This is a genomic window from Aquibium pacificum (assembly GCF_040839445.1).
Taxonomy (GTDB): domain Bacteria; phylum Pseudomonadota; class Alphaproteobacteria; order Rhizobiales; family Rhizobiaceae; genus Aquibium; species Aquibium pacificus.
The window spans coordinates 1-24158 of record NZ_JBDPGJ010000010.1 but is presented as its reverse complement, the minus strand read 5'-3'; the positions used below and the strand labels follow the sequence as shown (position 1 = coordinate 24158).

The 24158-nt window shown below is 67.3% G+C and carries 25 protein-coding genes; 22 read left to right on the top strand and 3 right to left on the bottom strand.

Features of this window, described 5'->3' with window-relative positions:
- Positions 1–5: 5 nt before the first annotated feature.
- Positions 6–1853 (bottom strand): feruloyl-CoA synthase, encoded by a 1848-nt coding sequence (locus ABGN05_RS28320; protein WP_367957400.1) that lies wholly within the window; start codon positions 1851–1853, stop codon positions 6–8.
- 141 nt (positions 1854–1994) lie between these two features.
- On the opposite strand from ABGN05_RS28320, the gene hpaR reads away from it, so the two are divergent.
- The 9 genes from hpaR (at position 1995) to ABGN05_RS28275 (ending at position 10147) form a co-directional block, all read left to right on the top strand.
- Positions 1995–2570, top strand: a complete 576-nt coding sequence (gene hpaR, locus ABGN05_RS28315) for a homoprotocatechuate degradation operon regulator HpaR (protein WP_367957399.1) — start codon at positions 1995–1997, stop codon at positions 2568–2570.
- Between the two features lie 199 nt (positions 2571–2769).
- On the top strand, positions 2770–4341 hold the full coding sequence (locus ABGN05_RS28310) for a class I adenylate-forming enzyme family protein (protein WP_367957398.1): 1572 nt from the start codon (positions 2770–2772) through the stop codon (positions 4339–4341).
- Positions 4338–4808 carry a DUF3237 family protein gene (locus ABGN05_RS28305; protein ID WP_367957397.1) on the top strand — a complete coding sequence of 157 codons (471 nt, stop codon included), beginning with the start codon at positions 4338–4340 and terminating at the stop codon, positions 4806–4808. Before ABGN05_RS28310 ends, ABGN05_RS28305 begins: the two co-directional genes overlap by 4 nt.
- 136 nt (positions 4809–4944) lie before the next feature.
- On the top strand, positions 4945–5922 hold the full coding sequence (gene dctP, locus ABGN05_RS28300) for a TRAP transporter substrate-binding protein DctP (RefSeq protein ID WP_367957396.1): 978 nt from the start codon (positions 4945–4947) through the stop codon (positions 5920–5922).
- 6 nt (positions 5923–5928) lie between these two features.
- The gene (locus tag ABGN05_RS28295; RefSeq protein WP_367957395.1) at positions 5929–6426 is read left to right on the top strand and encodes a TRAP transporter small permease; all 498 of its coding nucleotides are present in this window, start codon (positions 5929–5931) and stop codon (positions 6424–6426) included.
- Positions 6423–7706 (top strand): TRAP transporter large permease, encoded by a 1284-nt coding sequence (locus ABGN05_RS28290; protein ID WP_367957394.1) that lies wholly within the window; start codon positions 6423–6425, stop codon positions 7704–7706. Before ABGN05_RS28295 ends, ABGN05_RS28290 begins: the two co-directional genes overlap by 4 nt.
- 84 nt (positions 7707–7790) lie before the next feature.
- Positions 7791–8804 (top strand): TRAP transporter substrate-binding protein, encoded by a 1014-nt coding sequence (locus ABGN05_RS28285; RefSeq protein ID WP_367957393.1) that lies wholly within the window; start codon positions 7791–7793, stop codon positions 8802–8804.
- Between the two features lie 82 nt (positions 8805–8886).
- Positions 8887–9339, top strand: a complete 453-nt coding sequence (locus ABGN05_RS28280; protein WP_367957486.1) for a nuclear transport factor 2 family protein — start codon at positions 8887–8889, stop codon at positions 9337–9339.
- A 4-nt stretch (positions 9340–9343) separates the two neighbouring features.
- On the top strand, positions 9344–10147 hold the full coding sequence (locus tag ABGN05_RS28275; protein WP_367957392.1) for an enoyl-CoA hydratase/isomerase family protein: 804 nt from the start codon (positions 9344–9346) through the stop codon (positions 10145–10147).
- Positions 10148–10180: 33 nt separating this feature from the next.
- Here the strand turns inward: ABGN05_RS28275 and ABGN05_RS28270 are convergent, their stop codons facing one another.
- Together ABGN05_RS28270 and ABGN05_RS28265 are read right to left on the bottom strand one after the other, a co-directional pair.
- Complete coding sequence (locus tag ABGN05_RS28270; protein ID WP_367957391.1) at positions 10181–11482, bottom strand: TRAP transporter large permease; 1302 nt, start codon at positions 11480–11482, stop codon at positions 10181–10183.
- The gene (locus tag ABGN05_RS28265; protein WP_367957390.1) at positions 11475–11951 is read right to left on the bottom strand and encodes a TRAP transporter small permease; all 477 of its coding nucleotides are present in this window, start codon (positions 11949–11951) and stop codon (positions 11475–11477) included. The genes ABGN05_RS28270 and ABGN05_RS28265 overlap by 8 nt, the downstream gene beginning before the upstream one ends.
- Before the next feature lie 146 nt (positions 11952–12097).
- Between ABGN05_RS28265 and ABGN05_RS28260 the strand changes: the two genes are divergently transcribed.
- The 13 genes from ABGN05_RS28260 to ABGN05_RS28200 all read left to right on the top strand — a co-directional run bounded on the left by ABGN05_RS28260 (position 12098) and on the right by ABGN05_RS28200 (position 23996).
- The gene (locus tag ABGN05_RS28260) at positions 12098–12808 is read left to right on the top strand and encodes an arylmalonate decarboxylase (RefSeq protein ID WP_367957389.1); all 711 of its coding nucleotides are present in this window, start codon (positions 12098–12100) and stop codon (positions 12806–12808) included.
- Positions 12809–12828: 20 nt separating this feature from the next.
- A complete protein-coding gene (locus tag ABGN05_RS28255; RefSeq protein WP_367957388.1) occupies positions 12829–13734 on the top strand; it encodes an NAD(P)-dependent oxidoreductase in 906 nt (301 codons plus the stop codon).
- 127 nt (positions 13735–13861) lie between these two features.
- Positions 13862–14914 carry an ABC transporter substrate-binding protein gene (locus ABGN05_RS28250; protein WP_367957387.1) on the top strand — a complete coding sequence of 351 codons (1053 nt, stop codon included), beginning with the start codon at positions 13862–13864 and terminating at the stop codon, positions 14912–14914.
- 10 nt (positions 14915–14924) lie between these two features.
- Entirely contained in the window at positions 14925–15689 is a 765-nt protein-coding gene (locus tag ABGN05_RS28245; RefSeq protein WP_367957386.1) for an ABC transporter permease, read from the top strand.
- A 2-nt stretch (positions 15690–15691) separates the two neighbouring features.
- A complete protein-coding gene (locus ABGN05_RS28240) occupies positions 15692–16549 on the top strand; it encodes an ABC transporter ATP-binding protein (RefSeq protein ID WP_367957385.1) in 858 nt (285 codons plus the stop codon).
- The gene (locus ABGN05_RS28235) at positions 16539–17315 is read left to right on the top strand and encodes an ABC transporter permease (protein WP_367957384.1); all 777 of its coding nucleotides are present in this window, start codon (positions 16539–16541) and stop codon (positions 17313–17315) included. Before ABGN05_RS28240 ends, ABGN05_RS28235 begins: the two co-directional genes overlap by 11 nt.
- Before the next feature lie 28 nt (positions 17316–17343).
- Positions 17344–17808: a DUF3237 domain-containing protein gene (locus ABGN05_RS28230; RefSeq protein WP_367957383.1), complete on the top strand. Its 465-nt coding sequence runs from the start codon at positions 17344–17346 to the stop codon at positions 17806–17808.
- Between the two features lies 1 nt (position 17809).
- Positions 17810–18277, top strand: coding sequence for a DUF3237 domain-containing protein (locus tag ABGN05_RS28225; RefSeq protein ID WP_367957382.1), 468 nt, complete (start codon positions 17810–17812; stop codon positions 18275–18277).
- 115 nt (positions 18278–18392) lie between these two features.
- Complete coding sequence (locus tag ABGN05_RS28220) at positions 18393–19613, top strand: acetyl-CoA C-acetyltransferase (RefSeq protein ID WP_367957381.1); 1221 nt, start codon at positions 18393–18395, stop codon at positions 19611–19613.
- Positions 19610–21709 (top strand): 3-hydroxyacyl-CoA dehydrogenase NAD-binding domain-containing protein, encoded by a 2100-nt coding sequence (locus tag ABGN05_RS28215; protein ID WP_367957380.1) that lies wholly within the window; start codon positions 19610–19612, stop codon positions 21707–21709. Before ABGN05_RS28220 ends, ABGN05_RS28215 begins: the two co-directional genes overlap by 4 nt.
- Positions 21710–21739: 30 nt before the next feature.
- Positions 21740–22756, top strand: coding sequence for a zinc-dependent alcohol dehydrogenase family protein (locus ABGN05_RS28210; protein WP_367957379.1), 1017 nt, complete (start codon positions 21740–21742; stop codon positions 22754–22756).
- A gap of 11 nt (positions 22757–22767) precedes the next feature.
- Positions 22768–23241, top strand: coding sequence for a PaaI family thioesterase (locus ABGN05_RS28205; RefSeq protein ID WP_367957378.1), 474 nt, complete (start codon positions 22768–22770; stop codon positions 23239–23241).
- The gene (locus ABGN05_RS28200; RefSeq protein ID WP_367957377.1) at positions 23238–23996 is read left to right on the top strand and encodes an SDR family NAD(P)-dependent oxidoreductase; all 759 of its coding nucleotides are present in this window, start codon (positions 23238–23240) and stop codon (positions 23994–23996) included. Before ABGN05_RS28205 ends, ABGN05_RS28200 begins: the two co-directional genes overlap by 4 nt.
- The last annotated feature ends 162 nt before the right edge of the window (positions 23997–24158 follow it).

Here is a 24158-nt window from a genome sequence, read left to right as displayed (position 1 = left end):
TGCTCTCAGGTCGTTCCGGGGCGCGCGGCGCGCATCAGGGAGTCTCCGGGCGGTTCGGCGTAGAGGGCGGCGAGATCGGCGCTGCGGTTGGCAAGGACGGCACGGGCGTTGAGCGAGCCCTTGTCGGTGATCTCGCCTGCGTCGGCGGCCGGCGGGGCGGCCAGCACGATCGCGCGGGCGATGAAGGTCGACGATCCCGTGCCGCGCGCCGCCAGCCGGTCCAGCGCTTCCTGTACGCGCGTCCGCGCGCCCCCGACGGCTTGCGGCGAAAGGAACACCAGCGCCCCCACGTCGTCGCGTCCCTCCCCGCAGATGACGACGTCATGGATGGCCATGCCGGCCTCCGCCAGGAAGGCGGCGCGCAAGGCGCCGACGTTCACCCATGTGCCGGTGGAAAGCTTGAAATCCTCCGACAGGCGCCCGTCGAAGCGCAATCCGAGTGCGGGATCGTCCCCGACGAAGGCAATGGCGTCGCCGAAACGGAGGAAACCCTCCTCGTCGAAGGCCTCGCGCGTGCGTTCTGGCTCGTGCCAGTAGCCCGGCGTCACGTTCGGACCCTTGAGGCGCGCCTCCAGCTTGCCTTGCGAGGGCGCCAGCTTGAGCTCCACCCCGGGCAGCGGCACGCCCGCCAGCCCCGTCTCCTCGCTCGGCCAGTTCGCCACGAGCGCGAAGGGCGCGGTCTCGGTGGCCCCGTAGGCGCTCATGATCGGCGTGCGGAAGCCGGTAGCCGCAACCGACACCGCGTCGAAGGCCCGCAGCACCGGCTCCGACAGCGCCGCGCCCGAATAGAAGACGAACTCGACGTTGCCGAAGAAGCGCTTCGCGAATTCCGCATCCTGGTTCAGGTACGGGATCAGTTCCGCGAGGCCCTTGGGCACGGTGAAATAGGCCGTCGGCGTGACATCCTTTAGGTTGGCCACGGTGAGCGGCATTCCCTCCGCGGTCGGCTTTCCGCCGTCGATGTAGAGAGAGCCACCCAGATAGGGCACCATGCCGAGCACCTGGTTGGCGCCGGACGTGTGATGCCAGGGCAGCCAGTCGACCAGCACCGGCGGCTTTCGCGTCATGAACGGAAAAGCCTGGGCGAACATCTGCTGGGCGCTGCACAGCATGCGCTGCGTGTTGATCACGCCCTTCGGCAGCCCCGTCGAGCCCGAGGTGAAGAGGATCTTGGCGACCGTGTTTGGCCCCACACGTCTCGCGGCGCGATCGACCGCCGCCGTCGGCGGCGTCGCCAGCAGGGTGTCGAAACGGGTCACGCCCGGATCGTCGCTCGTCACCGCCACCACCTCGCAATCGGGCGGTGCCGCAGCGAGAATCGCGGCCGCGTAGCGGCTATGATCGTCGCAGAAGACGAGCCCCGGCCTCAGGAGGTCGAGAACGTGGCGCAGCTTGCGGAAATCGGTCGACAGCAGCGCGTAGGCCGGGCTCACCGGTGCATAGGGAACCCCCACATGCATGGCGGCATAGGCCAGCACGGCGTGTTCGGGGCTTGCCCCCGACAGGATCACCACTGGCCGCTCATCCGAGAGGTCGCGGTCGAGGAGCGCCTGCGAAACGCAGCGCATCGCCTGCCCGACCTCGCCATAGGTCCACCGGCGCCATGCGCCACCCTCGGCGGGCCGCTGTGCGAACAGGGTCCGGTCCGGGTGGTCGCGGGCGCCGTCGAGAACCCGGGTCGTCAGCGAAACCGGGAATGCCGCCAGTTCCTCGTCCGACCGGAGCCGGAAGGTCCCGTCGGGTGAGGCGCTGCAGACGACGCCGCGTGAGCCCGACTCGAGCGCACGAAAGGGACGCGCGCGCGACGTCGCGGCGTCCGTCGATCCTGCATCTTTCCTGTCGCTGGCCCGCATGCGGTGGCCTCCTCCCCGGCGGCGGGCGCCGGACTTGCATATTTGATTAACAGATTTATTAATTTCCGCCATCCGCCCGCGCAACTTGATTTTCGGGCGTCCGTGCGGGAAGACGAACAGTATGCGGGAATCTTGGGCGGCATGAACATGACAGAGCAAGAGCGCAGGAAGAAGCGGGTCCATGCGCACCTGACGAGGGAGCAGGTGGTCGAGGCGCTGCCGCTGTCGATCGTGCGCGCACGCGAGAGCGTGATGGGCAGCTTCCGGTCCGTCCTGCACAATTATTCGCTTACCGAGCCGCAATGGCGGGTGATCTGGACGATCGAATCGCTCGAGGAGGTCGAGATGACGGAACTCGCGCGCATGACCGCGATCCTGTTTCCGTCTCTCTCGCGCATCGTGCGGGACCTCGAACAGCGCGAATACATCACCCGCCGCACCGACCCTTCGGACCTGCGCCGCATGCTGGTCTCGCTCAGCGACCGCGGCGCGGCGCTCTTCGAACTCGTGGCGCCCGATGCGCGCGCGGTCTACCGCAGCATTCGCGATGTCATGGGAACCGAGAAGCTGCGCCAGCTCCAGAGCCTTCTCGTGGAACTCGACGAGAAGGTCTCGGCGCTGACGTTCCCTCCATCGGGAAGTCAGGGCCTGCCGGCAGATCTCGTCCCCCTGACGCCGCCGAAGGCGCGCGGGCGTCCCCGCAAGGTCGCCGGCTGACTTCCGACCAGGATCAGGCGTCGCGAACGGCAGATCTGTCGGTCGCCGATTGACCGGAGTTATTTAACTTGTTTAATATCGGATCGTAACCGGATGCCGACGGCGTGGCTCCCCGAGGGGCGCGCCGTCATGCCGGCCGATCGTTCGCGCAAGACGCGGGGTCCGGCCGGCCTACGGCAATCCGCGCGGGAGGAACTGGATGCCGGCCTATCTCACACAGCCGCTGAAGCGCGCCGCGCTCGTCAACCGCAACGGCCTCGCCACGATCGATGGCGGTCGGCGGCGCAAATGGTCCGAGGTGCTCGATCGTGTCGCGCGCGCGGCTGGCGGCATCGCCGCCCTGGACATCGGATACGGCGACCGGGTCGCCCTGCTGGCGCTCAACAGCGACCGCTACTTCGAACTCGAATTCGCCCTGCCGTGGGCCGGCGCCGCGATGGTCCCCGTCAACACGCGGCTCTCGCCGGCCGAAGTGGCCCACGTGCTGCGCGACAGCGGCGCGGTGGCGCTGGTCGTCGACGATTCGCAGCGCGCCTGCGCGGAGCAGCTCGGCGACATCCTGTCCGGCATGAAGGCTGTGATCTCTCTGTCGGAGACGCCCGTGGAGGGGTGGATCCACTATGAGGACATGGTGGCCGGCGCGGAGCCCTTGCCCGACCGGCTGCGCGGCGGCGGCGAGATGGCGGGAATCTTCTACACCGGGGGAAGCTCGGGCCGCTCGAAGGGCGTCGTGCTCACGCATGACAACCTCTCCACCAATGCGCTCAACGCATTGGCGCTGATCGGCTATGGCCGCGAAAGCGTCTACCTGCACGCCGCGCCGATGTTCCACCTGACGGACGGCATGTCGACCTACTCGTTGACCATGGCGGGCGGCACCCACGTCTTCATGCCGCGTTTCGACGCGCGCCACTGCCTGGAGCTCATCCAGGAGCATGCCGTCACGCATATCTGCCTGGTTCCCACCATGATCGAGATGCTGGTGAACCTCGCCGAGACGGAGACGTTCGACTGCTCCTCGCTGAGCCAGATCCAGTTCGGCGCGGCGCCCATGCCGGAGGCGACGCTGGCCCGGGCGATCAGGCTGTGGCCGGATCTCCTCTTCCTGCACGGCTGGGGCATGACCGAGATATCGCCGCTCGGCATGCTCATGCCGTTCGAATGGCGCGACCCGAAGACGGCCGGCGACCGCATGCGCTCCTGCGGCATGCCGGTCTACAACGAGGAGGCGCGCATCGTGGCGCCCGACGGACGGGAATGCGCTCCCGGCGAGGTGGGCGAACTGGTCGTGCGCGGGCCCATGGTCATGAAGGAATACTGGAATCTCCCCGACGAGACGGCGCAGGCACTGCGCGATGGCTGGATGCACAGCGGCGACGCCGCCTATGTCGACGAGGACGGCTTCTTCTACATCGTCGACCGCATCAAGGACATGATCATCACCGGTGGCGAGAACGTCTATTCCCTCGAGGTCGAGAACGTGATCGGCCAGATGGCCGGCGTGAAGCAGGTCGCCGTCATCGGTGTCCCGGACCCCTTCTGGGGCGAGACGGTGCATGCCGTCGTCATCGCCGACGACGGCGCAGCCCTCGACCCGGACGCGGTGATCGATTTCTGCAAGGACCGGATCGCGCGCTACAAGAGCCCGCGCTCGGTCGAATTTCGCGACGCCCTGCCCGTCACCGGTGCCGGCAAGATATCCAAGAAACAGCTGCGCGAGGAATTCGTCGGCCGCGCCGCCTCATCGTCAGAACCGGGAGACCGCGCATGAACATCGTCCCACCGAAGCTCGAATTCGTCTTCCGCATCCGGCTGAAGCTCGGCATCCGCCAGAAGATCGGCGAACTGCCGTCGGGCGGCATACGGGGATTCGTGTCGGCGGCCGGCGGCGAGATCGAAGGTCCGCGCCTCAATGGCCGAGTGGTGCCCAACTCGGGCGGCGACTGGGCGCTCTATCGCCCGGACGACACCGTGGCATTCACCGCACACTACATGCTGGAGGCCGACGACGGCACACAGATCTACATGCGCAACACGGGCTATCGCCACGCCCCGCCGGAGACGGCGCGAAAGATGGAGGCGCTCGAACCCGTCGGCCCGGACGAATACTACATGCGGCTCGCCCCGACCTTCGACACGCCGCGCGGTCCGCACGACTGGCTGACGCGAACCGTCATCGTCGGCCGCGCCGAACGCCACGCGGATCACTCCGTCTTCGACTATTTCGCCGTGCTGTAGCGGCAGGCTTCCGGCCACCCCGCCCGGCGGAGAAAGCGCTTTACTCCAAACTACTAAACATGTTTAATAATCCTGCCAGGCCGGATGCGATATTCCGGCACGGGCAATGTCGTTCACCAGTCACGGGAGGAGTACGGTGAAAAGACTTTCCATCATGCTGGCGGCAATGGCCGTCAGCACCGTCGCCTATGCGCAAACGGAAGTTCTACGCGTCGCGCATCAGTTCCCGCCCGCCCACTACATGGCCAAGGCGCTCGATGCGTGGGGCGAGGAAATCGAAAAGAACTCCGGGGGCGGCATCGACGTCCAGATGTTCCCGGCCGCGCAGGCCTACAAGCCGAACCAGGTCTATCCGGCCGTCGTGCGCGGACAGATCGAAGCCGGCTTCCAGGTTTCCATCCAGTGGGGCAGCACGCTTCCAGACATGAGCGCGCTGCTGATCCCCTTCATCCTGTCCGGTACCGAGCGGGGCAAGGCCTTCCCCGATTCGGAGGCCGCGCGGATGCTCGACGAGGAACTCGCCAAGGCGGGCGTCCACAACATGGTGTGGATCTTCCTCGGCAACGCAAACTTGATCTCGTCGAACAGCAAGCCCTTGGTCCATCTTGAGGATTTCAAGGACGTAAAGCTGCGCGGCGGCGGCAAGATCTTCGATTCGGGTTTCGTGGCCGCCGGCGCAAGCACGGTCATCATGTCCGCGGCCGAGGTCTACCAGGCGCTCGACACCGGCATCGTCGATGCGGCGAGCGGCGATTTCATCGGCTCGTTCGAGCGCAAGTACTACGAGGTGCAGAAGTACGGGACGGTGAACCGGCTGAACTGCGTCTTCGGCAACGTCGTCGCGAACCAGGCATGGTGGGACGGCCTGTCGGAGGAGAACCGCAAGGTCATCGAGGAAGCCAGCGCCAATCTCGAGGCGCGCCTGTTCGAGGACTACGAAAAGAACTACCAGCACGCCTACGAGAATATGAAGGACCGCATGACGCTTCACATCCAGACGGATGAGGAAGCAAAGGAGTGGGAAGACTTCATGAAGCCCGCCGGCAAGGAGGAGTTCCTCAAGCAGGCCTCTCCCAACGGTGTCAAGCTCGTCGAACTCCTCGAGAAACTCTAGGGCGTCATGCTCGCGGTCATCGATGTCTGGCTGGGGCGGCTCCTTGCATTGGGAGCCGCCCTCTCCGCCTTGCTCATGATCTTCTGCGCCGGCTCGCTCGGCTACGGCATCCTCGTGCGCCTGACCACCGGCGCCTCGTCCATCTGGCCGATCGACATGGCCGGACACACGCTGGTCTACATCGTCATGCTCGCCGCGGCAGAGGCATTCCGGCGCAATGAGCACATCGGCGTCGACCTCCTGACCGCCAGGCTGCCGCCGCGCGGTCGCGCCATCGCCGACCGCTGGGCCGCCCTCGTGGTGCTCGTCACCGCGGCGGTGCTCCTGTGGACGGGCATCGACATGGTGCAATTCTCGCGCGCCATCAATCTCCACACGTCCGACTACGTCGAACTGCCTCTCCATATCGTCCAGGCAGCCATGCCGGTCGGCGCGTTCATGCTGGCGCTCGCGGCCGCGCGGCGACTTTTCGGACCGCCCCCGGCGCAGGAGGAGGAGCCGTGATCCTCGCGGTCCTTTTCCTCGGAACGCTGCTCCTGCTCTTCACCGGCGTGCCGATCTTCGCCGGGCTGGCGCTCAGCGCCATCGTCGCGAGCTACATCGCGCACGGCTCGCTGATGGGGCTTGCCGACATTTTCGTGGGCGAGATCGACAGCTACCTCCTGGTCGCCATCCCCCTCTTCGCCTTCATGGCGAACATCATCATACGGACCCGGGTCGTCGACGACCTCTTCCGTTTCGCCGATACGTTGACCCGCCATCTGCCCGGCGGCCTCGGCGTCGCGACCATCCTGTCCTGCACCGTCTTCGCGGCCATCAGCGGCTCGTCGGTGGCGACCGCCCTGACGATCGGCGCGGTTGCCGTCCCGCAGATGCAGAAGTACGGCTATGCGACCGCACGCGCCTCCGGCGCGGTCGCCGGCGGTGGCACGCTCGGCATTCTCATTCCGCCATCGGGGCCGATGATCCTCTACGCGGCGGTCTCGAACGCCTCCGTCGGCGCGCTGTTCATCGCCGGCATCCTGCCGGGCCTGCTACTGGCGGTCGCCTTCGCGGTCTACGTCTCCGTTTCGTCCAGGTTTTCGACGCAGGAACAAACCCGGCCCCGCGCAGGACTGCCGGAGATCGTAGCCACAGCGCGGTCGGCGATAGCGCCCCTCCTGCTCCCCGTCGCGGTCCTGGGCGGCATCTACTCCGGCTACTTCACCGTCAGCGAAGCGGCAGCCGTCGGCGTCATCGGAGCCCTGCTCATCGCCCTCTTCGTCTACCGGACCCTGACCTGGCGCGCCCTCTACGAAGCGGCGCACGGGGCGGCCATGACCGCCACCATGATTCTTGCGATCGTGGCCGCAAGCGGCCTCTTCAGCCATGTGCTGACCATCTCGCGCCTTCCCATGCAGGTGCTGGAGGCCGTGGCGCACCTCGAACTTTCCGCGCTTCCCTTCATCCTGCTCGTCATGGTGTTCATCTTCGTGCTCGGCATGTTCCTCGAGGCGGTCGCCATCATCCTCATCACCACGCCGATCGTCCTGCCCGTCCTGCTGGCTCTGGACGTGGACCTGATCTGGTACGGCATCCTCCTGGTCGTGAACCTCGAACTCGCAATGCTGACGCCGCCGGTCGGGCTCAACCTGTTCGTTCTCAAGGCGACGACGCGCGCGCCGCTTTCGACCATCATCCGGGGAGCCTTTCCCTACATCGTCGTGCTTGTGATGTTCCTCGCCCTCATGTTCGTCGTGCCGGACCTCGCCACGTGGCTGCCGCGCCGGGCCGGATACGGTTGAGGCTGGACAGCGGCACGCCGAAATGTTTAACTTGTTATAGAATTGGCGCCCGGACGACCCGACGCCTTTCTGGGAGGAGAACCAATGAGAAACCTGTTTCTATCCGCAGCACTTGCAACGTCCGTGCTCGCCGGCGCGACCAGCGCGCAGGCGGTCGACATGAAGTTTTCGCTCTGGATTCCGCCAATGCACCCGCTCGTGGCGGGGCTCACGGAATGGGGCAAGGACGTGGAGACGGCATCCGGCGGCGAGATCGCCGTCAAGGTCTTCCCCGCCGAACAGCTCGGCAAGGCGGCCGATCACTACGACATGGCCAGGGACGGCATCGTCGACATGGCGATGGTCGCTCCCGGCTACTCGCCCGGGCGGTTCCCGATCTGGAGCATCATCGAGCTGCCCTTCACGTTCAAGAACAGCACCGCGGGCGCCAAGGCGCTGCACGAGTGGTATACGGCCTACGTCGACAAGGAAATGCCGGACGTCAAGCTGTGCCTGGTGACGATGCACCATCCGGGCACGCTGCATCTGGCGAAAACCGAGGTTCGCACGCCTGACCAGCTGAAGGGCCTGCGCATTCGTCCGGCCGGTCCCGTCACGTCGGCCTTCGTCACCGCGCAGGGCGGCAACACCGTCCAGGCGGCGCTGCCTGAGATCCGCGAACTCGCCGAGCGCGGCGTCGTCGACGGCGTCACCTGGCCGCCGGACATCTTCGTCATCAAGGCCGAGAGCGCGCTCAAGTATCACATGGGCGCGCCCTTCTACATCACCGCGCAGGCGCAGGTGATCAACAAGGACTTCTATGCCGGCCTCTCGGACGCGCAGAAGGCCGTGATCGATTCCCACTGCACGCCGGAGTGGTCGGCCAAGGTGAACCAGGGCTGGGCCAACGGCGAGATGGCCGCGCTGGAGAAGCTGAAGGGCCTTGAGGGCCACACCGTCTACACCCTCACCGACGAGGAATTCGGCAAGTGGAAGGAAGCGGCGGCTCCCCTGGTCGACGATGTGCTGAAGACGGCCAGCGACCGCTACGGCATGGACGCGAAGCAGGTACAGGCCGAGCTGTTCGACCGGCTCGACGCGAACGACGCCCGCTACTGATCCCCGTCGGCCGCCGGCGCCCCGCAACGGGCGTCGGCGGCCCCTCCTCTCCCCCGACGTGCCAGGAGTTGCCATCGTGCCGATGACGGACGCGAACTGGGCCGACTACCCTAAGATCCAGACATTGATCGCCGAATACGTGTGGGCCCTCGATACCGCCGACATCGGCAGGCTCGGGGCCGTGTTCACCGACGACGCGGTCTTCGAGGATACCGCCGGCAACGTCTACGAGGGACGCGCGGCCTTCGAGGGCTACTTCCGCACGCTCATGGCCACCCCCGCCTTCCGCGGCCGGCAGCATCACATCGACAACCTGCTGCTCACGCCCACCGAATGGGGCTACGCGACGCGCTCCTACTGGACCGTGACCAAGTGGCATAGCGAAGCGGGCAAGAAGATCTTCGAGGTCATCGGCCACTCCACCGACAATTTCCGCCGCACCGACACCGGCTTCCTGTTCAGCGAACGGCGCGTCCACTACTGGCGCGACGTCGACTGCCCCTGGGAGCCTGACGGCACCGCCGGCAATTCCTGATCCGATGGGTGAAATCCGCGCGGCCGTGGAGGACGGCGTCCTCGTCCTGCGGCTTTGCAACGGCGGCGCCAACGCCCTGACCCCCGATATGGCGGCAAGGCTGACGGAGATCCTTGCCGACGTTCCATCCCAAGCCGGCGCAGTCCTCGTCGCCGGCACGAGGGGCGGCGCGTTCTGCGCGGGATCGGACATTCGCGAACTCGCGCGCCTGCAGGACACGCCGGACGGTCCCGCATCGATGTTGCGCACCGAAAGCGCGGCCCTGCGGACCCTTGCGTCGCTCCCGCTTCCAACGATTGCTGCGGTGGACGGCGTCGCTTTCGGCGGCGGCATGGAACTCGCCGCAGCCTGCGACATCGTCATTGCCGGCGAAAATGCGCGCTTCTGCCTGCCCGAGATCAGGCTCGGCGTTTTTCCTGGCCTTGGCGGGACCGTGTGGATCCCGCGCCGGATCGGCTATTCCCGGGCGCTGGAAATGATGCTGACCGGACAGGAGATCGACGCCGGGACGGCCCATCGCTGGAATTTCGTCAATCGCCTGGCCGCCTCGGGCTCCTCCGCCGAAGACGAAGCGCTCGGCCTCGCCCGCGCTCTCGCGACAGGTCCGCGCGAGGCTGTGGCGATGATCAGGCAGTCGCTGCGCGACGCGCTCGACCTCGATGAAGCGGCTGCCCTCGACTCAGCACTCGACCGCGCCATTGCGCTCGGCCGATCGCCCGAAAGCCGCGAGGGCCTGCGGGCGTTCCTGGTGCGCGAAGCGCCCGACTATGCGGCGGCCCGTGCGCGCACGACCGGCCGGATAGCCTGACGCTCGCCTCGCCCACCGGTCGGGGCGCCCTCCTCAGTTCATCGTGTTCGGTATCGCCAGCGAGAGCCACGGTACGGCGCACAGGACCACGAGCCGCACGATGTCGGCGGCGATGAACGGCGCGACGCCGCGGAAGATGGTCGTCAGCGGCACGTCCCGCGCGATGGAATTGATGACGAAGACGTTCATCCCGACCGGAGGCGTGATGAGACCCAGCGTCACGGTCATGACGATGATGACGCCGAACCAGATCGGATCGAAGCCGAGGGAAACGATCACCGGAAAGATGATCGGGACGGTGAGCAGGATGATGGCCAGTTCGTCCATCACGGCGCCGAGGAGGATGTAGACGACGAGGATGAGGGCAAGCGTGCCGTAGGGGCCGATCGGCAGCGCCACGAGCGTTTCGGTCAGAGCTTGCGCGGTCTGCGTGACGGTGAGGAAATATCCGAACAGGTAGGCGCCGATCGCGATGACGAAGATGGAGGCCGAGGTGCGCAGCGCTTCCACCAGGCATTCGACGACCCGGGCGGCGTTCAGCCGGCCGCGAAGGACGCCGATGATGAAGGCGCCGGTGGCGCCGATGCCCGCCGCCTCGGTCACGGTGACGAAACCGCCGTAGATCGATCCGATGATGACGGCAAACAGCAGCATCGTCGCCCAGATGTCGCGCAGCGACCCCCAGCGCTCGGCACGGTCGGCGCGTTCGCCGACCGGACAGAGATCGGGACGCCGGCTGGCGATCAGGCGCACGACGATCACGTAGAAGAGGATGCCGAGCAGGCCTGGAATCACGCCGGCCATGAACAGCTTGGCGATGTCCTGCTCGGTGAGGATGCCATAGATCAGCATCGTCACCGACGGGGGAATCATGATGCCGAGCGTGCCGCCCGCCGCGATGGTGCCGGCCGCGAGGCCCGGCTCCATGCCCGCCCTGCGCATCTCCGGCAGGGCCACCGTCGTCATGGTCGCGGCCGTGGCGACCGACGACCCGTTGATTGCCGCGAAGCCGCCGCAGGCCAGGATCGTGGAGATCGCCGTGCCGCCCTTGAAGTGGCCGAACCATGAGCGGTTGGCGCGGAACAGTTCGCGGCTCATGCCCGACGCGCTGGCGAAGACGCCCATCAGCACGAACATCGGGATGACGCTCAGCGTGTAGTCCGAAGCCGTGCGAAGCGGCGAGTTCATGAGCAGGTTGAGGCCGGGCTTCCAGCCGCTGACGGCGGCGAAGCCCGCCACGCCCGCAATACCCATGGCAAAGCCGATCGGCACCCGCAGAACGATGAGGACGAAGAGGCCGACGAACCCGGCCACGGCGATCAGGGTGTCAGTCATGGGGGCGATCGGCTCCGCCGCGGGCCATCTCGAAAGTGCGCAACAGGGAGAGGACGAAAGCGACCGCGATTCCCGCCGCCGCCGCCGCGATGAAGGGCCAGATCGGCCAGTGCAGCACGCTGGTCATCTCGAAGCTGTCGTGGGCGCGTTGCACCTTGGCGATAAGCATCCAGGCCAGCGCACCGAGGAAGATCGCGCTGAACAGCGCGGCGACGACGTCCACGACGCGGCGGCCGTTGCGGCCGAGGAATTCCCACAGCAGATCGACGGTGATGTGCCGGCCGGCATAGGTGGCACTGCAGATGCCCCAGAAGATGGCGATCGCCTGGGCGTAGCCCGCCAGCGTGTAGGCGTCGGGGATCTGGATTGCGAACAGATAGCGCAGGGTCGCCTCGCCGAAGGTGGTGAGCGCAATCAGGGCAAGCAGCAAACCGGAAATCAGATCGACGGCGCGCGTCAAAAGGCTCATCGCCACCTCCCTGGCTCCGAGTGGTCCACCGCTGGCTGTCGCCGAAAACGGCTTCCACCCGGCGGATCGCGGCGACCCTAGGGGCTGGCCACGGAAACTGTCAATGTTTATCATATTAAATAAATCTGGCCACGGGAGGAACTGCTTTGGGCGCAAGGACGAAGGTCGGGCTCGTCGTGCCGCCGGCGTCCGGACGCGTTCCCCCGGACGCCACGGCGATGTTCCCCGACGTGGAATTCCTCGTCGAGGGCATCGGGGTCCCGGCCATGACGGAAGCCGGATACGCCGAAGCGATCGCGCGCCTGGAATCCGCCTGCGCAAACCTGGCCGGTCGGGGCGCCGAGGCCGTCGTGCTCTTCGGAACCTCCCTGAGCTTCTTCCGGGGTGCGGCCTTCGACCGCGAACTCGCCGGGCGGATGAAGAATGCGAGCGGGCTGCCGTGCGCGACGCTGGCCACCGCCTTGGTGCAGGCACTGCGAAGTCTCGGCGCGCGCAGGCTCGCGGTGGCGACCGCCTACACAAACGACGTGAATGCGATGTTTTCTTCCTATTTCTCGGCGGAGGGCTTTGCGATCGATGCGATCGAGGGCCTCGACATCGTCTCGCTGTCGGAGGCCGAAGAGGCCGCGCCGGAACGGATCGCCTCGCTGACCCGTCGGGTCCGGGAGCGCGCGCCTGAGGCCGATGCTGTCGTGATCTCCTGTGCCGGGCTCTCCACGCACGCGGTCTGTCCGGGTCTCGAAAACGAGTTCGCGGTGCCCGTCGTCTCCAGCGCGATGGTGGGCGCCTGGGCCGCCGTCCGGCTGGCCGGGCGAAGCGGCAGCGCGCCCGGCTTCGGGCGCCTCTACCAAACCTAGAATCCACGGGAGGAACGGCGATGGAAATCGGCATGATCGGCCTCGGCCACATGGGTGGCTCGATGGCGCGGCGGATGATCGAGTGCGGTCACGAGGTGGTGGGCTTCGACAGCGCCGCCGAAGCGCTCCGGCTGCTCGAAGCAGCGGGCGGCACGATCGCCGCAAGCCCGCGAGACGTGGCCGATCGCGTGGAAATCGTCTTCGCCTGCCTGCCCGGCAAGCAGGCGAGTTTGGATACGGCCTTCGGCGATCTCGGCGTCTTTCACGGTAGCCGGATCGCGACCTATGTCGAGATGTCGACGCTGGGGCGTGGCACCATCGCCGCGATCGGTGCGAGGCTCGGGGCCGCCGGCATCGGTTTCCTGGATGCGCCGATCAGCGGCGGACCGCGCGGCGCGGCGGAAGGCAAGCTCACCGCGATCGTCGCGGGCGCGCCTGATCTGATCGAAGCGGCGCGGCCGGCGCTTGCCTCCGTCGCCTCGAACATCTTCGTGATCGGCGCGGAACCGGGCATGGCCCAGGTGTGCAAGCTCGTGAACAACATCCTGTCCATCACCGCCTTCGTCACCACCTGCGAGGCGATCTCGATGGGCGTGAAGGCCGGCCTCGACGCAAGAACGATGATCGACGTCATCAACGTCAGCACGGGGCGCAACTCTGCCACCGTGGACAAGTTTCCCAAGGCGATCCTGCCGCGGACCTTCGACTATGGCGGGCCGCTGACGATCGGGCTGAAGGACATCGGCCTCTATCTCGAACTCGCGCAGGACCTGCGCATGCCGGCGACCATGGGTTTCACCGTCTCGGGCCTTTTCACCCACATCGCCGCGCGGCTGGGCGCCGATGCCGATTACTCGACCATGATCAAGGTCTTCGAGGAATGGGGCGACGTCATCGTCGGCGGCGATCCCGAGGCGGCGCCATGAGCCGCGATTCGAAGCTTGCAAAAATATAACAAGTTAATTAGTTTTGAGCTGCCGATGCAGGGAGGAGCCTGGCCGACACATTGTCCGCCAGTCCTGCGTGCGGCGGAAATGACATCGGGAGGAATCCATGACTGACAACCGATTCGCATCCGCGCTGCGAGTTCCCCTGCGCGCACTCGCCGTCGCGGCCGGACTGGCCCTGGCGGCCCCGGCCGCCGCCCAGGACACGCAGACCGTCACCATCGCGACGCCCGGAGCGGCGCTGCACTTCTATCCCTTCTACGTCGCCGAGGCAGAGGGCCTCTTCGAGAAGGAGGGCATTGCGATCGACTGGGTCGACGTCGGTTCCGGCTCGCGCCAGATCGCCGCAGTCGCCGGCGGCAGCGCCGACTTCGCCGTAGTCGGCATGCAGGCGGCCATCACCGCGCGCCAGAACGGTGCTGACCTCGTCTCGGTCGGAGCCCTGTTCAACGGCTATCCGATCCAGCTCGTGCTTTCGAACGCCGCGCTGGAGAAGACCGGCATCACCCCCGACATGTCAGTCGACGACAAGGTCGAGAGGCTGAAGGACATATCGGTGGGCGTCACCGGAATCGGAAGCACCACCGACGTTCTCCTGCGCAGCTGGCTCGTGCAGCGCGGCAAGAACCCCGAGCAGGCGCTGACGATCCAGCCGCTGGGCAGTCCCCCCGCCATGTTCGCTGCGTTCGAGCAGGGAGCGGTCGACGGCTTCATGCTGGGCGCGCCTTTTCCGCAGCAGGCCGAAGCGGCCGGTCTCGGCAAGGTCGTGATCGATCCGCTGACCGACGACATCCCCGAACTCGCAGGCGTTCCGTATACGGCCATCATCACGCGCGGAGCGCTGACGAAGGAGAAGCCGGAACTCGCCCAGCGCATGGTCAACGCCCTGACCAAAGCGATGAAGGCACAGGCGGCCGATGCCGACGCGGTCGGCGCCAAGCTGAAGAGCTATTTCCCCGAAACCGATGCCGCGCTCTTCTCCGCATTCGAGCCGAAGTTCCGCGGCAAGTCGGCAACGACGCCGGTCATCTCCAAGGAAGGCTACCAGAAGCTGCTCGACTGGGTGGCCATCACTTCCCCGGAGCCGGTCACCGTCACCTACGAGGATTTCGTCGACGACAGCTTCGCCGAGAAGGCGGCGGGCGAGATCCTGAAATAGGTTGCCGACGGTGTCGGGCGGATCCAGCCTCTGGGTGCAGCGCGTCTTCCTTCTGGCCGCGATTCTCGCGGCGTGGGAGGCGTGCGCGCGCCTGGTCTCGGATCGCTGGATCAGCAGTCCGGTCGCAATCGCCGGACGGCTCGCCCAGTGGGTCGCCGGCGATCTCTGGTACCACCTGGCCGTCACGGCGACCGAGATCGCGTCGGGACTGGCAATCGGCATACCGGCGGGGGTGCTCGCCGGCATGCTGCTCGGACGCTCGGTGCGGCTCGCGGCCGTGTTCCGGCCCTTCATCGTGCTCCTCAACTCGCTGCCTATCGTTGCCCTGACGCCGCTGCTCATCATGTGGTTTGGCCTGGGCATGCAGCCGAAGATCGTGCTGGTGGCCTTCGTGTCGTTCCTGCTGATGTTCTTCAACTCCTTTTCCGGCGCTCGCGCGGTGGACGACGAACTCATGGACTCGCTGGAACTGATGGGTGCGACCGCAAGCGAGCGCTTCTTCAAGGTCGTGGTGCCCTCCTGCCTGACATGGACGATCGCAGGGCTGCGCAATGCGCTGCCCTATGCCCTCATCGCGGCGGTGATCGGCGAGATGATGCTGTCGCGCAGCGGTCTCGGTCATCTCATCACCCGCTCCGCGCAGCAGTTCGACATGACCGGAATCTACTCCGCGCTCTTCGTGCTGATGGTCTTCGGCGGCCTCGTCAACGAGGCGACCACGCTGATGGAAGACAGGCTGCTGCGCTGGCGCCACCTGGAAACACGAGGAGGCTGACGATGCCCGTACTGCGTCTCGTACACCCCGAACCGGCCGTCGGGCCGACGGAGGCGCGCCGCCGCAAGATCGGCCTGGAGAAGGTGGCGGTCGATTTTGCGACGCGCGGCAAGACGGTGCGTGCCGTCGATGGCGTGACGCTCGAGGTTCCCGAAAAGCAGTTCCTCGCCCTGGTCGGGCCGAGCGGCTGCGGAAAATCCACCATCCTGAACATGGTGGCCGGACTGCTCGCACCAACCGAAGGCACGATCGAATACGACGGGGCTCCGGTCTTGGCCGCCAACACGCGGGTCGGCTACATGACCCAGAAGGATACGCTGCTGCCCTGGCGCACCGTCGCCGACAACATCGGGATCGCGTTCGAATTGCGTTGCCGCAAGGCAAGTGCCGGCGAACGCCGCGAACGGGTCGCGGAGATGATCGACCTCGTCGGCCTCGGCGGCTTCGAGCGTCACTATCCGGCCGAGCTCTCCGGCGGCATGCGCAAGCGCGCCGCGCTTGCCCGCATGCTGATCTACGAGCCGGAGACGCTGCTGCTGGACGAACCTTTCGGCGCACTCGACGCGCAGCTCCGCCTTCTGCTCCAGCAGGAACTGCTGCACCTGGTCGAGAGGCGGCAGATGACCGTCATCCTGGTCACGCACGATCTCGAGGAGGCCGTGCTCATGGCCGACCGCGTCGTGGTGTTCACCTCCCGGCCGGGCCGGATCCGTGCCACGCGCGACATCCCCTTCGAGCGGCCGAGAAACGCCATGGAGCTGCGGTTCCGGCCCGAGTTCAGCGCCATCCACGAGGAACTCTGGAACGAGCTGAAGGACGAGTTCGCGGCCAGCATCGGCGGTGAGCGCGGTGCGAAATAGGAACGCGGCGCCGAAGCCGGAGGTCGTGCTGGCCCAGCAGCTGGTCTTCCTGGTGGTTCTGCTGGCGACCTGGCAGTTCGCGTCCGGACGCCTGATCCCCGCCTTCTACATCAGCAGTCCGTCCGACATCGTCGCAATCGTCTGGAAGTGGCTGGCCGACGGCTCGATCTGGCTGCATGTCGGTTCCACGATCATCACGCTGTTCATGGGCTATGCCGTCGGCGCCCTGCTCGGCATCGGCTTCGGGCTCCTTCTCGGATTGTCCCCCCGGACGGAGCGGCTGGTCGCGCCGTTCATCGCCGCGCTCTACGGCCTGCCGAAGGTGGCGCTGCTGCCGCTCTTCGTCATCTTCTTCGGGATCGGGCTCGTCTCCAAGGTAGCGCTGGTCGCTTCGGTGGTGATCTTCCTGCTCTTCTACGCGACGCTCGCGGGGGTGCGCGACATCGACCGGGACATCATCCAGTCAATGCGGCTGATGGGTGCCCGAAGCGACGAGATCACGCGCAAGGTGCGCCTGCCTGCGATCCTGCCCTGGATCTACACGGGGCTACGCACCTCTATCGGCTATGCGCTGACCACGACCGTCGTCTCGGAGGCACTTTCCTCCAATCGCGGGCTGGGTTTCCTGATCGAATACTCCGCCTCCCAGTTCAATTCCGCCGGCGTGTTCGGGGCGGTCGTCGTGCTTCTCGTGCTCTCCAGCGTCATCATGATCCCGCTCGGGATGCTGGAGCGCCGGTCCAGGCCGACCCGGCCGTCGCGGTAGCCGAACGAGGAAGAACGAGATGCAAGCGATGGAAACGACGCTCCCGCCCGGCCTTGTCCATGTCGGCCGCCTCGATCTCGAATACGCCCCGCCGCTCGTCTACGACACGCATGCCGGGCGGCGCGGCTTTCTCCGGGCGGCGTCCGGAACCCTGGCGGGAGAACGCATTGCGGCATCGGTTGCCGACGACGGCGGGGACTGGCTGGTGTTCCGGCCGGACGGCATCATCGAGACCGACACGCGGCTCATGCTGGCGGCCGAAGACGGAAGCCACGTCTACCTTCGCAGCCGCGGCCTGATCCGGGCCACACCCGAGGCTTGCGCCGCTTTCGGCAACGGACCGGCGGACGGCGCGGCCGAGTTTTCCCGCCGATGCGCGCCATGGTTCGAAGCGCCCCCCGGGCGGCACGAATGGCTTGCGAAGGCGGTGTTCCTTGCGGTGGGAACCTTCTCGTGGAGCGTCGCCTCGATCGATCTGTTCGAGGTGAGCTGACATGGAACCGCGCTTCGAATTCGCCATGGCGGTCACCATCCGCCTCAAGAAGCGCCTTTCGCTAGGGCCCCTGCCGGTCGGCGGAAACCGGCTCAGCGTCGGCATCGAAGGCGGCAGCTTCGAGGGCCCCGCAATCCGCGGCGAGGTCCTGCCGGGCGGCGGGGAGTGGCCGCACGTGCGCGAGGACGACGTCTTCTGCTTCGATGCGCGGTACCATCTGCGCACCGAAGACGGCACGACGATCCTGTTGCACAATCGCGGCTACCGCCACGCGTCGCCGGAGGTGATGGAGCGCCTGTGGGCCCTGAGGCCCGGCGATGTCGTCTCACCCACCGAATACTACTTCCGTTGCACGCCCGCATTCGAGGTCGCGCCGGGTCCGCACGGATGGCTGTCGCGCCACGTCTTCGTCGGCCTCGGCGAACGCTTCGAGACGGGAAACCGCATCCGCTATTTCAAGGTGCTGTGACCGATGTGGGACGCGAGGAGGTTGACGGATTAAATTAACAAATTAAACAATATCCGCGACCGCGCCACAGGCCGACGCACGCGCGGGACGCGCGAACACCCGCCAGGAGACGAGATTGCCAGACGCCTATATCTTCGATTCCGTGCGCACCCCGCGCGGCAAGGGACGACCGTCCGGAGCGCTGCACACGCTGTCGCCGATCGACCTCGGCGCGACCGTGCTGTCGGCGCTGGACGAGCGGACGCGCTTCTCGCGCTTCGAGCCGGAGGACGTGATCTTCGGCTGCGGCGATGGCGTCAACGACCAGGGCGCCAACATCGCCCGCTCCTCGGTCCTGCATGCGGGCCTGCCCGATACTATTCCCGGATCGACGGTCAGCCGCTTCTGCGCCTCGGGCCTCGACGCGGTCAATTCTGCGGCGGCGCGGGTCATGGCCGGCCAGGCGGAGCTGATCGTGGCTGGCGGCGTCGAAATGATGTCGATCATTCCGATCGCCGGCACCGGCGGCCCGAACGGGACCGACGCGATCTTCAACGATGAGGCGCACTTCACGCCGCTCGGCGAAGCGGCCGACCTGCTGGCAACCCTTTGCGGCCATTCCCGTGCGGACGCGGACGCTTATGCCGCGGCCTCGCAGGCCCGCGCCGCCGACGCGTGGAACGAGCGGCGCTTCGACCGGTCCATCGTTCCCGTGCACGACGTCAATGGCACGCTGATGCTCGATCGTGACGAACACGTCAGGCCCGGTACGACGATCGAGGACCTTGCGAAACTGCCGGCGGCCTTCAGGACGATGGGCGAGAAGGGCGGGTTCGACGCCATCGTGCGCCAGCGCTACCCGCAGGTCGCGAAGGTCGCGCACGTCCACACCGCCGGCAACTCGTCGGGCATCGTCGACGGCGCTGCGGCCATGCTCGTTGGCACCGCAGAGGCCGGGGAACGCCTGGGGCTGAAGCCGCGCGCCAGAATCCGTTCCTTCGCGAATGCCGCGATGGACCCGTGCCTGATGCTCGCGGCTCCCGCCGACGCCACGCGGCGCTGTCTCGCCCGCGCCGGCCGCACGCTGGACGACATCGACCTCTACGAGGTGAACGAGGCCTTCGCCTCCGTGGTGCTGCACTTCATGGAGCGCACCGGCGTCGGCCACGACCGCGTCAACGTCAATGGCGGCGCCATCGCCATGGGCCACCCGATCGGCGCGACCGGCGTCATGCTGGTCGGCACCCTGCTCGACGAACTGGAGCGGACCGGCAAGGAAAGCGGCGTGGTGACGCTCTGCGTCGGCCTCGGCATGGGGGTCGCCACCTGCATTGAGCGCGTGGGGCTCGCATCGTGATCCGCCGCACGGACCTCGAACGAGGCATCGTCCTCCTGACCATCGAGACGCCCGGCCCGGTCAACACGCTGACCAAGGCCTTCAACCACGCCTTCCTCGCGCTGGTCGAGGAGGTTCTCGCCGATGCCTCGGTGAAAGGGATCGTCATCAGCTCGGCCAAGGATGGCTTCGCGGCCGGCGGCGATCTCGACGAACTGCGCGCGGCGAGAACCCCGGAGGATATCGTGGCGATCGTCTCGCCCTTCCTCCTCGCCATCCGCAAGCTCGAGACCTGGGGCCGGCCGGTGGTCGCGGCGCTCAACGGTACCGCGCTCGGCGGCGGCTACGAACTCGCGCTCGGCTGCCACCGTCGCATTGCCGCGGACCGGCCGGACGCGCTGTATGGCCTCCCGGAAGCCGGCCTCGGCCTGATGCCCGGAGCCGGCGGGACGCAGCGCCTGCCGCGCCTCATCGGCATGCAGGCCGCGGCCGATCTCATCCTGCCGGGCCGCACGCTGGACGCCGCCACCGCTCTCAAAGCCGGGCTGATCGACGCCGTCGTGCCGGCCGGCGAACTCCTGGATGCCTGCACGGACTGGATCGCCGCCAACCCAGAACCGGCCCAGCCATGGGACCGCAAGGGATGGACGCTGCCGGGTCTCGACCCGAACACGGTGAAGGGGCGCAACTTTCTCACCGGCGCCTGGGCGCGGATGCGGGCGAAATCCGCCGCGACCAACGAGGCGGGCACGGCCATTCTCCACACCCTGCATCACGGGCTGGAGCGCACGCTCGACGCGGGCATCGCGGTCGAGACGCGGCAGTTCGCGCGCCTTGCGGTCTCCGACGGCGCGCGCAACCGCATGCGGGTCCTCCATTACGGGACGCGAGCCGCCCGGCCATCGGTCAAGCCCGATGGGTCGCTGCGGACCATCGCGGTCGCCGGCGGCGGACAGATGGGCACCGGCATCGCCTATGCGGCGGCGCTTGCGGGCCTGTCGGTCGTCCTCGTCGAGGTCTCTCGGGAGAAGGCGCACGAGGCGCGCGGCCGCATCGGCAAACTCGCCGAGCGGCAGGTTGGCCGGGGCCGCCTCGCCGCCGACGCGGCCGCGGCCCTTCTCGGCCGCATCGAGGCGACGGAAAGCTACGATGCGACCGCCGATGCCGACATGGCCATCGAAGCCGTCTTCGAGCGCCTCGACGTGAAGCATGACGTGCTGCGCCGGCTCGACTCCTCGATGCGACCCGGCACCACCATCGGCAGCAACACTTCCACGATACCGATCGGTTCGCTCTCGACCGCCGTCGGCGATCCGTCGCGGATGGTCGGCATGCACTTCTTCGCGCCGGTGGAGGCGATGAAACTTTTGGAGATCGTGCGGGCGGACGCGACGTCTGAGAAGGCCTGGCGCGACGCCGTCATGCTCGCGGCCGCGATGCGCAAGACGGTTCTGACCGTCAAGGACGGGCTCGGTTTCTACACCAGCCGTGTCGTGTCGAGCCTTTCCGGCGAAGGGATGACGCTCGTCGCCGAGGGCGTCGCCCCGCAGGTGATCGACAATTTGATGACGACCGCGGGCTTCGCCATCGGTGCCGCGACGCTGGCGGACCTGACAAAGATCCCGCTGCTGAAGGACATTCTGACTTCCATGAGCGGACCGGGATCTCCGAAGTCGATGGACGGCTCGAAGGCGGTCGAGGCGCTGGCGAAGCTCGAAGCCGCCGGCCGCGTGGGGAGGCCGACAGGACATGGCCTCTACGACTATGCCGAGGACGGCGCCGAGCCCTGGCCCGGCCTGGCCGGGATGTTCCCCGCGGCCTCGCCCGTGCCGTATGACGACGTGCGCTCCCGCCTGCTGGTTACGCAATCGCTCGAAGCCGCACGCGCGCTGGAGGACGGCGTGCTGGGCGATCCGCTGTCGGGCGACGTCGCCGCGGTGCTCGGCTGGGGCTATCCGGTTCACCTCGGAGGTCCCTTCGCCTATGTCGACATGATAGGCGCGGCGACGATGGTGGAAGAGGCACGCGACCTTTCGCGAAAATACGGCCCGCGCTTCGAACCACCCGCCTCGCTCGTGCGGATGGCCGAAAGCGGCGAACGCTTCCACGCACTGTGAAGAAGAACCGAAAGAACGAGGAGACGGGCAATGAGAGCTGCACTGGTCGACCCGATGGGCATCGAAAACCTGCGCATCGTGGAGATGGACGAACCGGAGCCCGGACCCGGTGAGGTCCTCGTCGCGATCCGCGCCGCGTCGCTGAACTACCGCGACATCCTGGCTGTGAAAGGCGGCTACGGCCGCATGCAGAAGCAGGCGCGGCTGATCCCGCTCTCCGACGCCGCGGGCGAGGTCGTGGCCGTCGGCGCGAAGGTTCGCGCCTGGAAGGTCGGTGACCGCGTGCTGAACTGCTTCTTCCCGCGCTGGCAGGCCGGGCCGCTGCGTCTGGAATGCGTCACCGAGGATCTTGGCGGCATGTTCGACGGTGTCGCCGTCGAGAAGCGGGTCTTTCGCGAGGACGCGCTGGTGCGCATGCCGGCGTCGATGTCCTTTCCCGAGGCGGCGGCGCTGCCCTGCGCGGCGGCCACCGCCTGGAACGGGCTGATCGAGCGCGGCGGCATCCGGCCCGGCCAGCGCGTGCTGACCCAGGGAACCGGCGGGGTGTCCCTGTTCGCCCTGCAGTTCGCCAAGATGGCCGGCGCGGCGGTGTTCGCCACCTCGTCCAGTCCCGAAAAGCTCGAGCTGCTCAAACGGCTCGGCGCCGACCACGTGGTGAACCATCGCGAGGACGCCGAATGGGGCAAGACCATCATGGGCCTCACGGGGGGCGCGGGGATAGACCACGTTGTCGACATCGGCGGCGCCGAAACCCTCAAGCACTCCATGCGGGCCCTCAGGCCCGGCGGAACCATCACCCTCATCGGCGTGGTCACGGGCCCCAGGGCCGAACTCAACGTGCCAATCGTGGCCATGCAGGCGCTGCGCCTGGAGGGCGCCAACGCCGGAAGCCGGCTGATGCTGCAGCAGATGGTGGATGCGATCGCCGCCAATGGCCTGAAGCCGGTCATCGACGAGAAACGGTTCGGCCTCTCCGAACTGGCCGACGGGCTGCGCTACCTGGAAGCCGGTCGCCACGTCGGCAAGGTCTGCATCGACATCCAGTGAGTGCGGCGCGGATGAACCCCGATCTCGTGCTCGTGCGGCGCTTCATGGCCAACGGCGGGGAGGCCGTCGCCGTGGACAGCAATCCGCTCGCGGTCGCCCTCGGCTGCGTGCTGGAGGCGTGGGAGCCCGGGCGCCGGGAGCTGGTCTTCCGATACGAGCCGCAGCAGACCTTCCGGCAGGGCGCCGGCGTGGTGCAGGGCGGCGCGGTGGCGACGATGCTCGACTTTGCCATGGCCTTCGCAGGCTTCACGCAGCTCGCCGACGACGCGGTCCTGTCGACACTCACCATGAATGTCGTCTTCCAGAAGGCGGCGCGGAGCGCCCGCTACACCGCGCATGGGCGCATCGAGAAACCGGGCCGGCGGGTGATGTTCGCCGCGGCCGAGATATCGGACGGTGAGGCGGTGATCGCAACCGCGACCTCGACGCTGCTGGTCCTGCCGGCCGGCCAGGCGCTCGCGAAACCAGGAGGAGAAACCGCATGATCCAGCAGCAGCTGGCGGGCCAGGTCGTCCTCGTTACCGGTGCCGGCCGGGGCATCGGCGCGGGCATTTCGCGGCTTCTGGCGGAGCGCGGCGCGGCCGTCGGCGTGCTGGACGTCGACGCCGCCCTGGTCGAGGAAACGGTGTCGGCGATTGCGGCGGCGGGCGGAAAGGCGATCGCCCTGCCCTGCGACGTCGCGAGCCGGGAGGGCGTCCTCGATGCCGCGGCGCGCCTGCGCGACGCGCACGGACCGCTGACCAGCGTCGTCGCCAACGCCATGTGGATCCACTACGCGCCGCTCGGCGAGGTCACCGAAGAGGTGCTCGACCGGATGCTCGCCGTCGGCGTCAAGGGCGCGTTCTGGGCCGCGCAGGCGCTGCTGGCGCATCGCGACGGGCAACCGGGGACGATCGTCAACATCACCTCCCCCGTCGCCGATCTCGGCCTGCCGAACACGGCCTGCTACACCGCGGCTAAAGGCGCGCTGGTGGCGCTGACGCGGCAGCAGGCGGTCGAACTCGGCCCCCAGGGCATCCGCGTCAACGGCGTCACCCCCGGCGCGGTCCCGACACCCGGCGCCCGTGCGATGGTGGATGCAGCGGGCTATGAGAAGCGCCGCCGGCAATCTCCGCTCGGGCGCCTCGGCACGGAAGAGGACGTCGCCCGCGCCGTCGCCTTCCTGATCGGTCCCGAAGCCGAATTCGTTACCGGCGAGATCCTGCACGTGGACGGTGGCGTCACCGTCAAGGCCATCTGAGCACCGGCCCCGAAGCCGCTCTGCAAATCGGAAACTGAACCGCGCCGGGTTTGCCGGAGGTTCCAAACCTTGAGAAGGTGGAGCCATCATGAGCAAGACGACGAACAGGTTTTCTCCCGAGGTGCGTGCCCGAGCGGTGCGCATGGTTTTGGATCACGAAAG

Bases quoted from the DNA above. Each gene is read 5' to 3' on its own strand.
- ABGN05_RS28320 (WP_367957400.1), bottom strand. From the start codon at position 1,853: ATGCGGGCCAGCGACAGGAAAGATGCAGGATCGACGGACGCCGCGACG.
- hpaR (WP_367957399.1), top strand. From the start codon at position 1,995: ATGAACATGACAGAGCAAGAGCGCAGGAAGAAGCGGGTCCATGCGCAC.
- ABGN05_RS28310 (WP_367957398.1), top strand. From the start codon at position 2,770: ATGCCGGCCTATCTCACACAGCCGCTGAAGCGCGCCGCGCTCGTCAAC.
- ABGN05_RS28305 (WP_367957397.1), top strand. From the start codon at position 4,338: ATGAACATCGTCCCACCGAAGCTCGAATTCGTCTTCCGCATCCGGCTG.
- ABGN05_RS28295 (WP_367957395.1), top strand. From the start codon at position 5,929: ATGCTCGCGGTCATCGATGTCTGGCTGGGGCGGCTCCTTGCATTGGGA.
- ABGN05_RS28285 (WP_367957393.1), top strand. From the start codon at position 7,791: ATGAGAAACCTGTTTCTATCCGCAGCACTTGCAACGTCCGTGCTCGCC.
- ABGN05_RS28280 (WP_367957486.1), top strand. From the start codon at position 8,887: ATGACGGACGCGAACTGGGCCGACTACCCTAAGATCCAGACATTGATC.
- ABGN05_RS28275 (WP_367957392.1), top strand. From the start codon at position 9,344: ATGGGTGAAATCCGCGCGGCCGTGGAGGACGGCGTCCTCGTCCTGCGG.
- ABGN05_RS28270 (WP_367957391.1), bottom strand. From the start codon at position 11,482: ATGACTGACACCCTGATCGCCGTGGCCGGGTTCGTCGGCCTCTTCGTC.
- ABGN05_RS28265 (WP_367957390.1), bottom strand. From the start codon at position 11,951: ATGAGCCTTTTGACGCGCGCCGTCGATCTGATTTCCGGTTTGCTGCTT.
- ABGN05_RS28255 (WP_367957388.1), top strand. From the start codon at position 12,829: ATGGAAATCGGCATGATCGGCCTCGGCCACATGGGTGGCTCGATGGCG.
- ABGN05_RS28250 (WP_367957387.1), top strand. From the start codon at position 13,862: ATGACTGACAACCGATTCGCATCCGCGCTGCGAGTTCCCCTGCGCGCA.
- ABGN05_RS28240 (WP_367957385.1), top strand. From the start codon at position 15,692: ATGCCCGTACTGCGTCTCGTACACCCCGAACCGGCCGTCGGGCCGACG.
- ABGN05_RS28230 (WP_367957383.1), top strand. From the start codon at position 17,344: ATGGAAACGACGCTCCCGCCCGGCCTTGTCCATGTCGGCCGCCTCGAT.
- ABGN05_RS28225 (WP_367957382.1), top strand. From the start codon at position 17,810: ATGGAACCGCGCTTCGAATTCGCCATGGCGGTCACCATCCGCCTCAAG.
- ABGN05_RS28210 (WP_367957379.1), top strand. From the start codon at position 21,740: ATGAGAGCTGCACTGGTCGACCCGATGGGCATCGAAAACCTGCGCATC.
- ABGN05_RS28205 (WP_367957378.1), top strand. From the start codon at position 22,768: ATGAACCCCGATCTCGTGCTCGTGCGGCGCTTCATGGCCAACGGCGGG.
- ABGN05_RS28200 (WP_367957377.1), top strand. From the start codon at position 23,238: ATGATCCAGCAGCAGCTGGCGGGCCAGGTCGTCCTCGTTACCGGTGCC.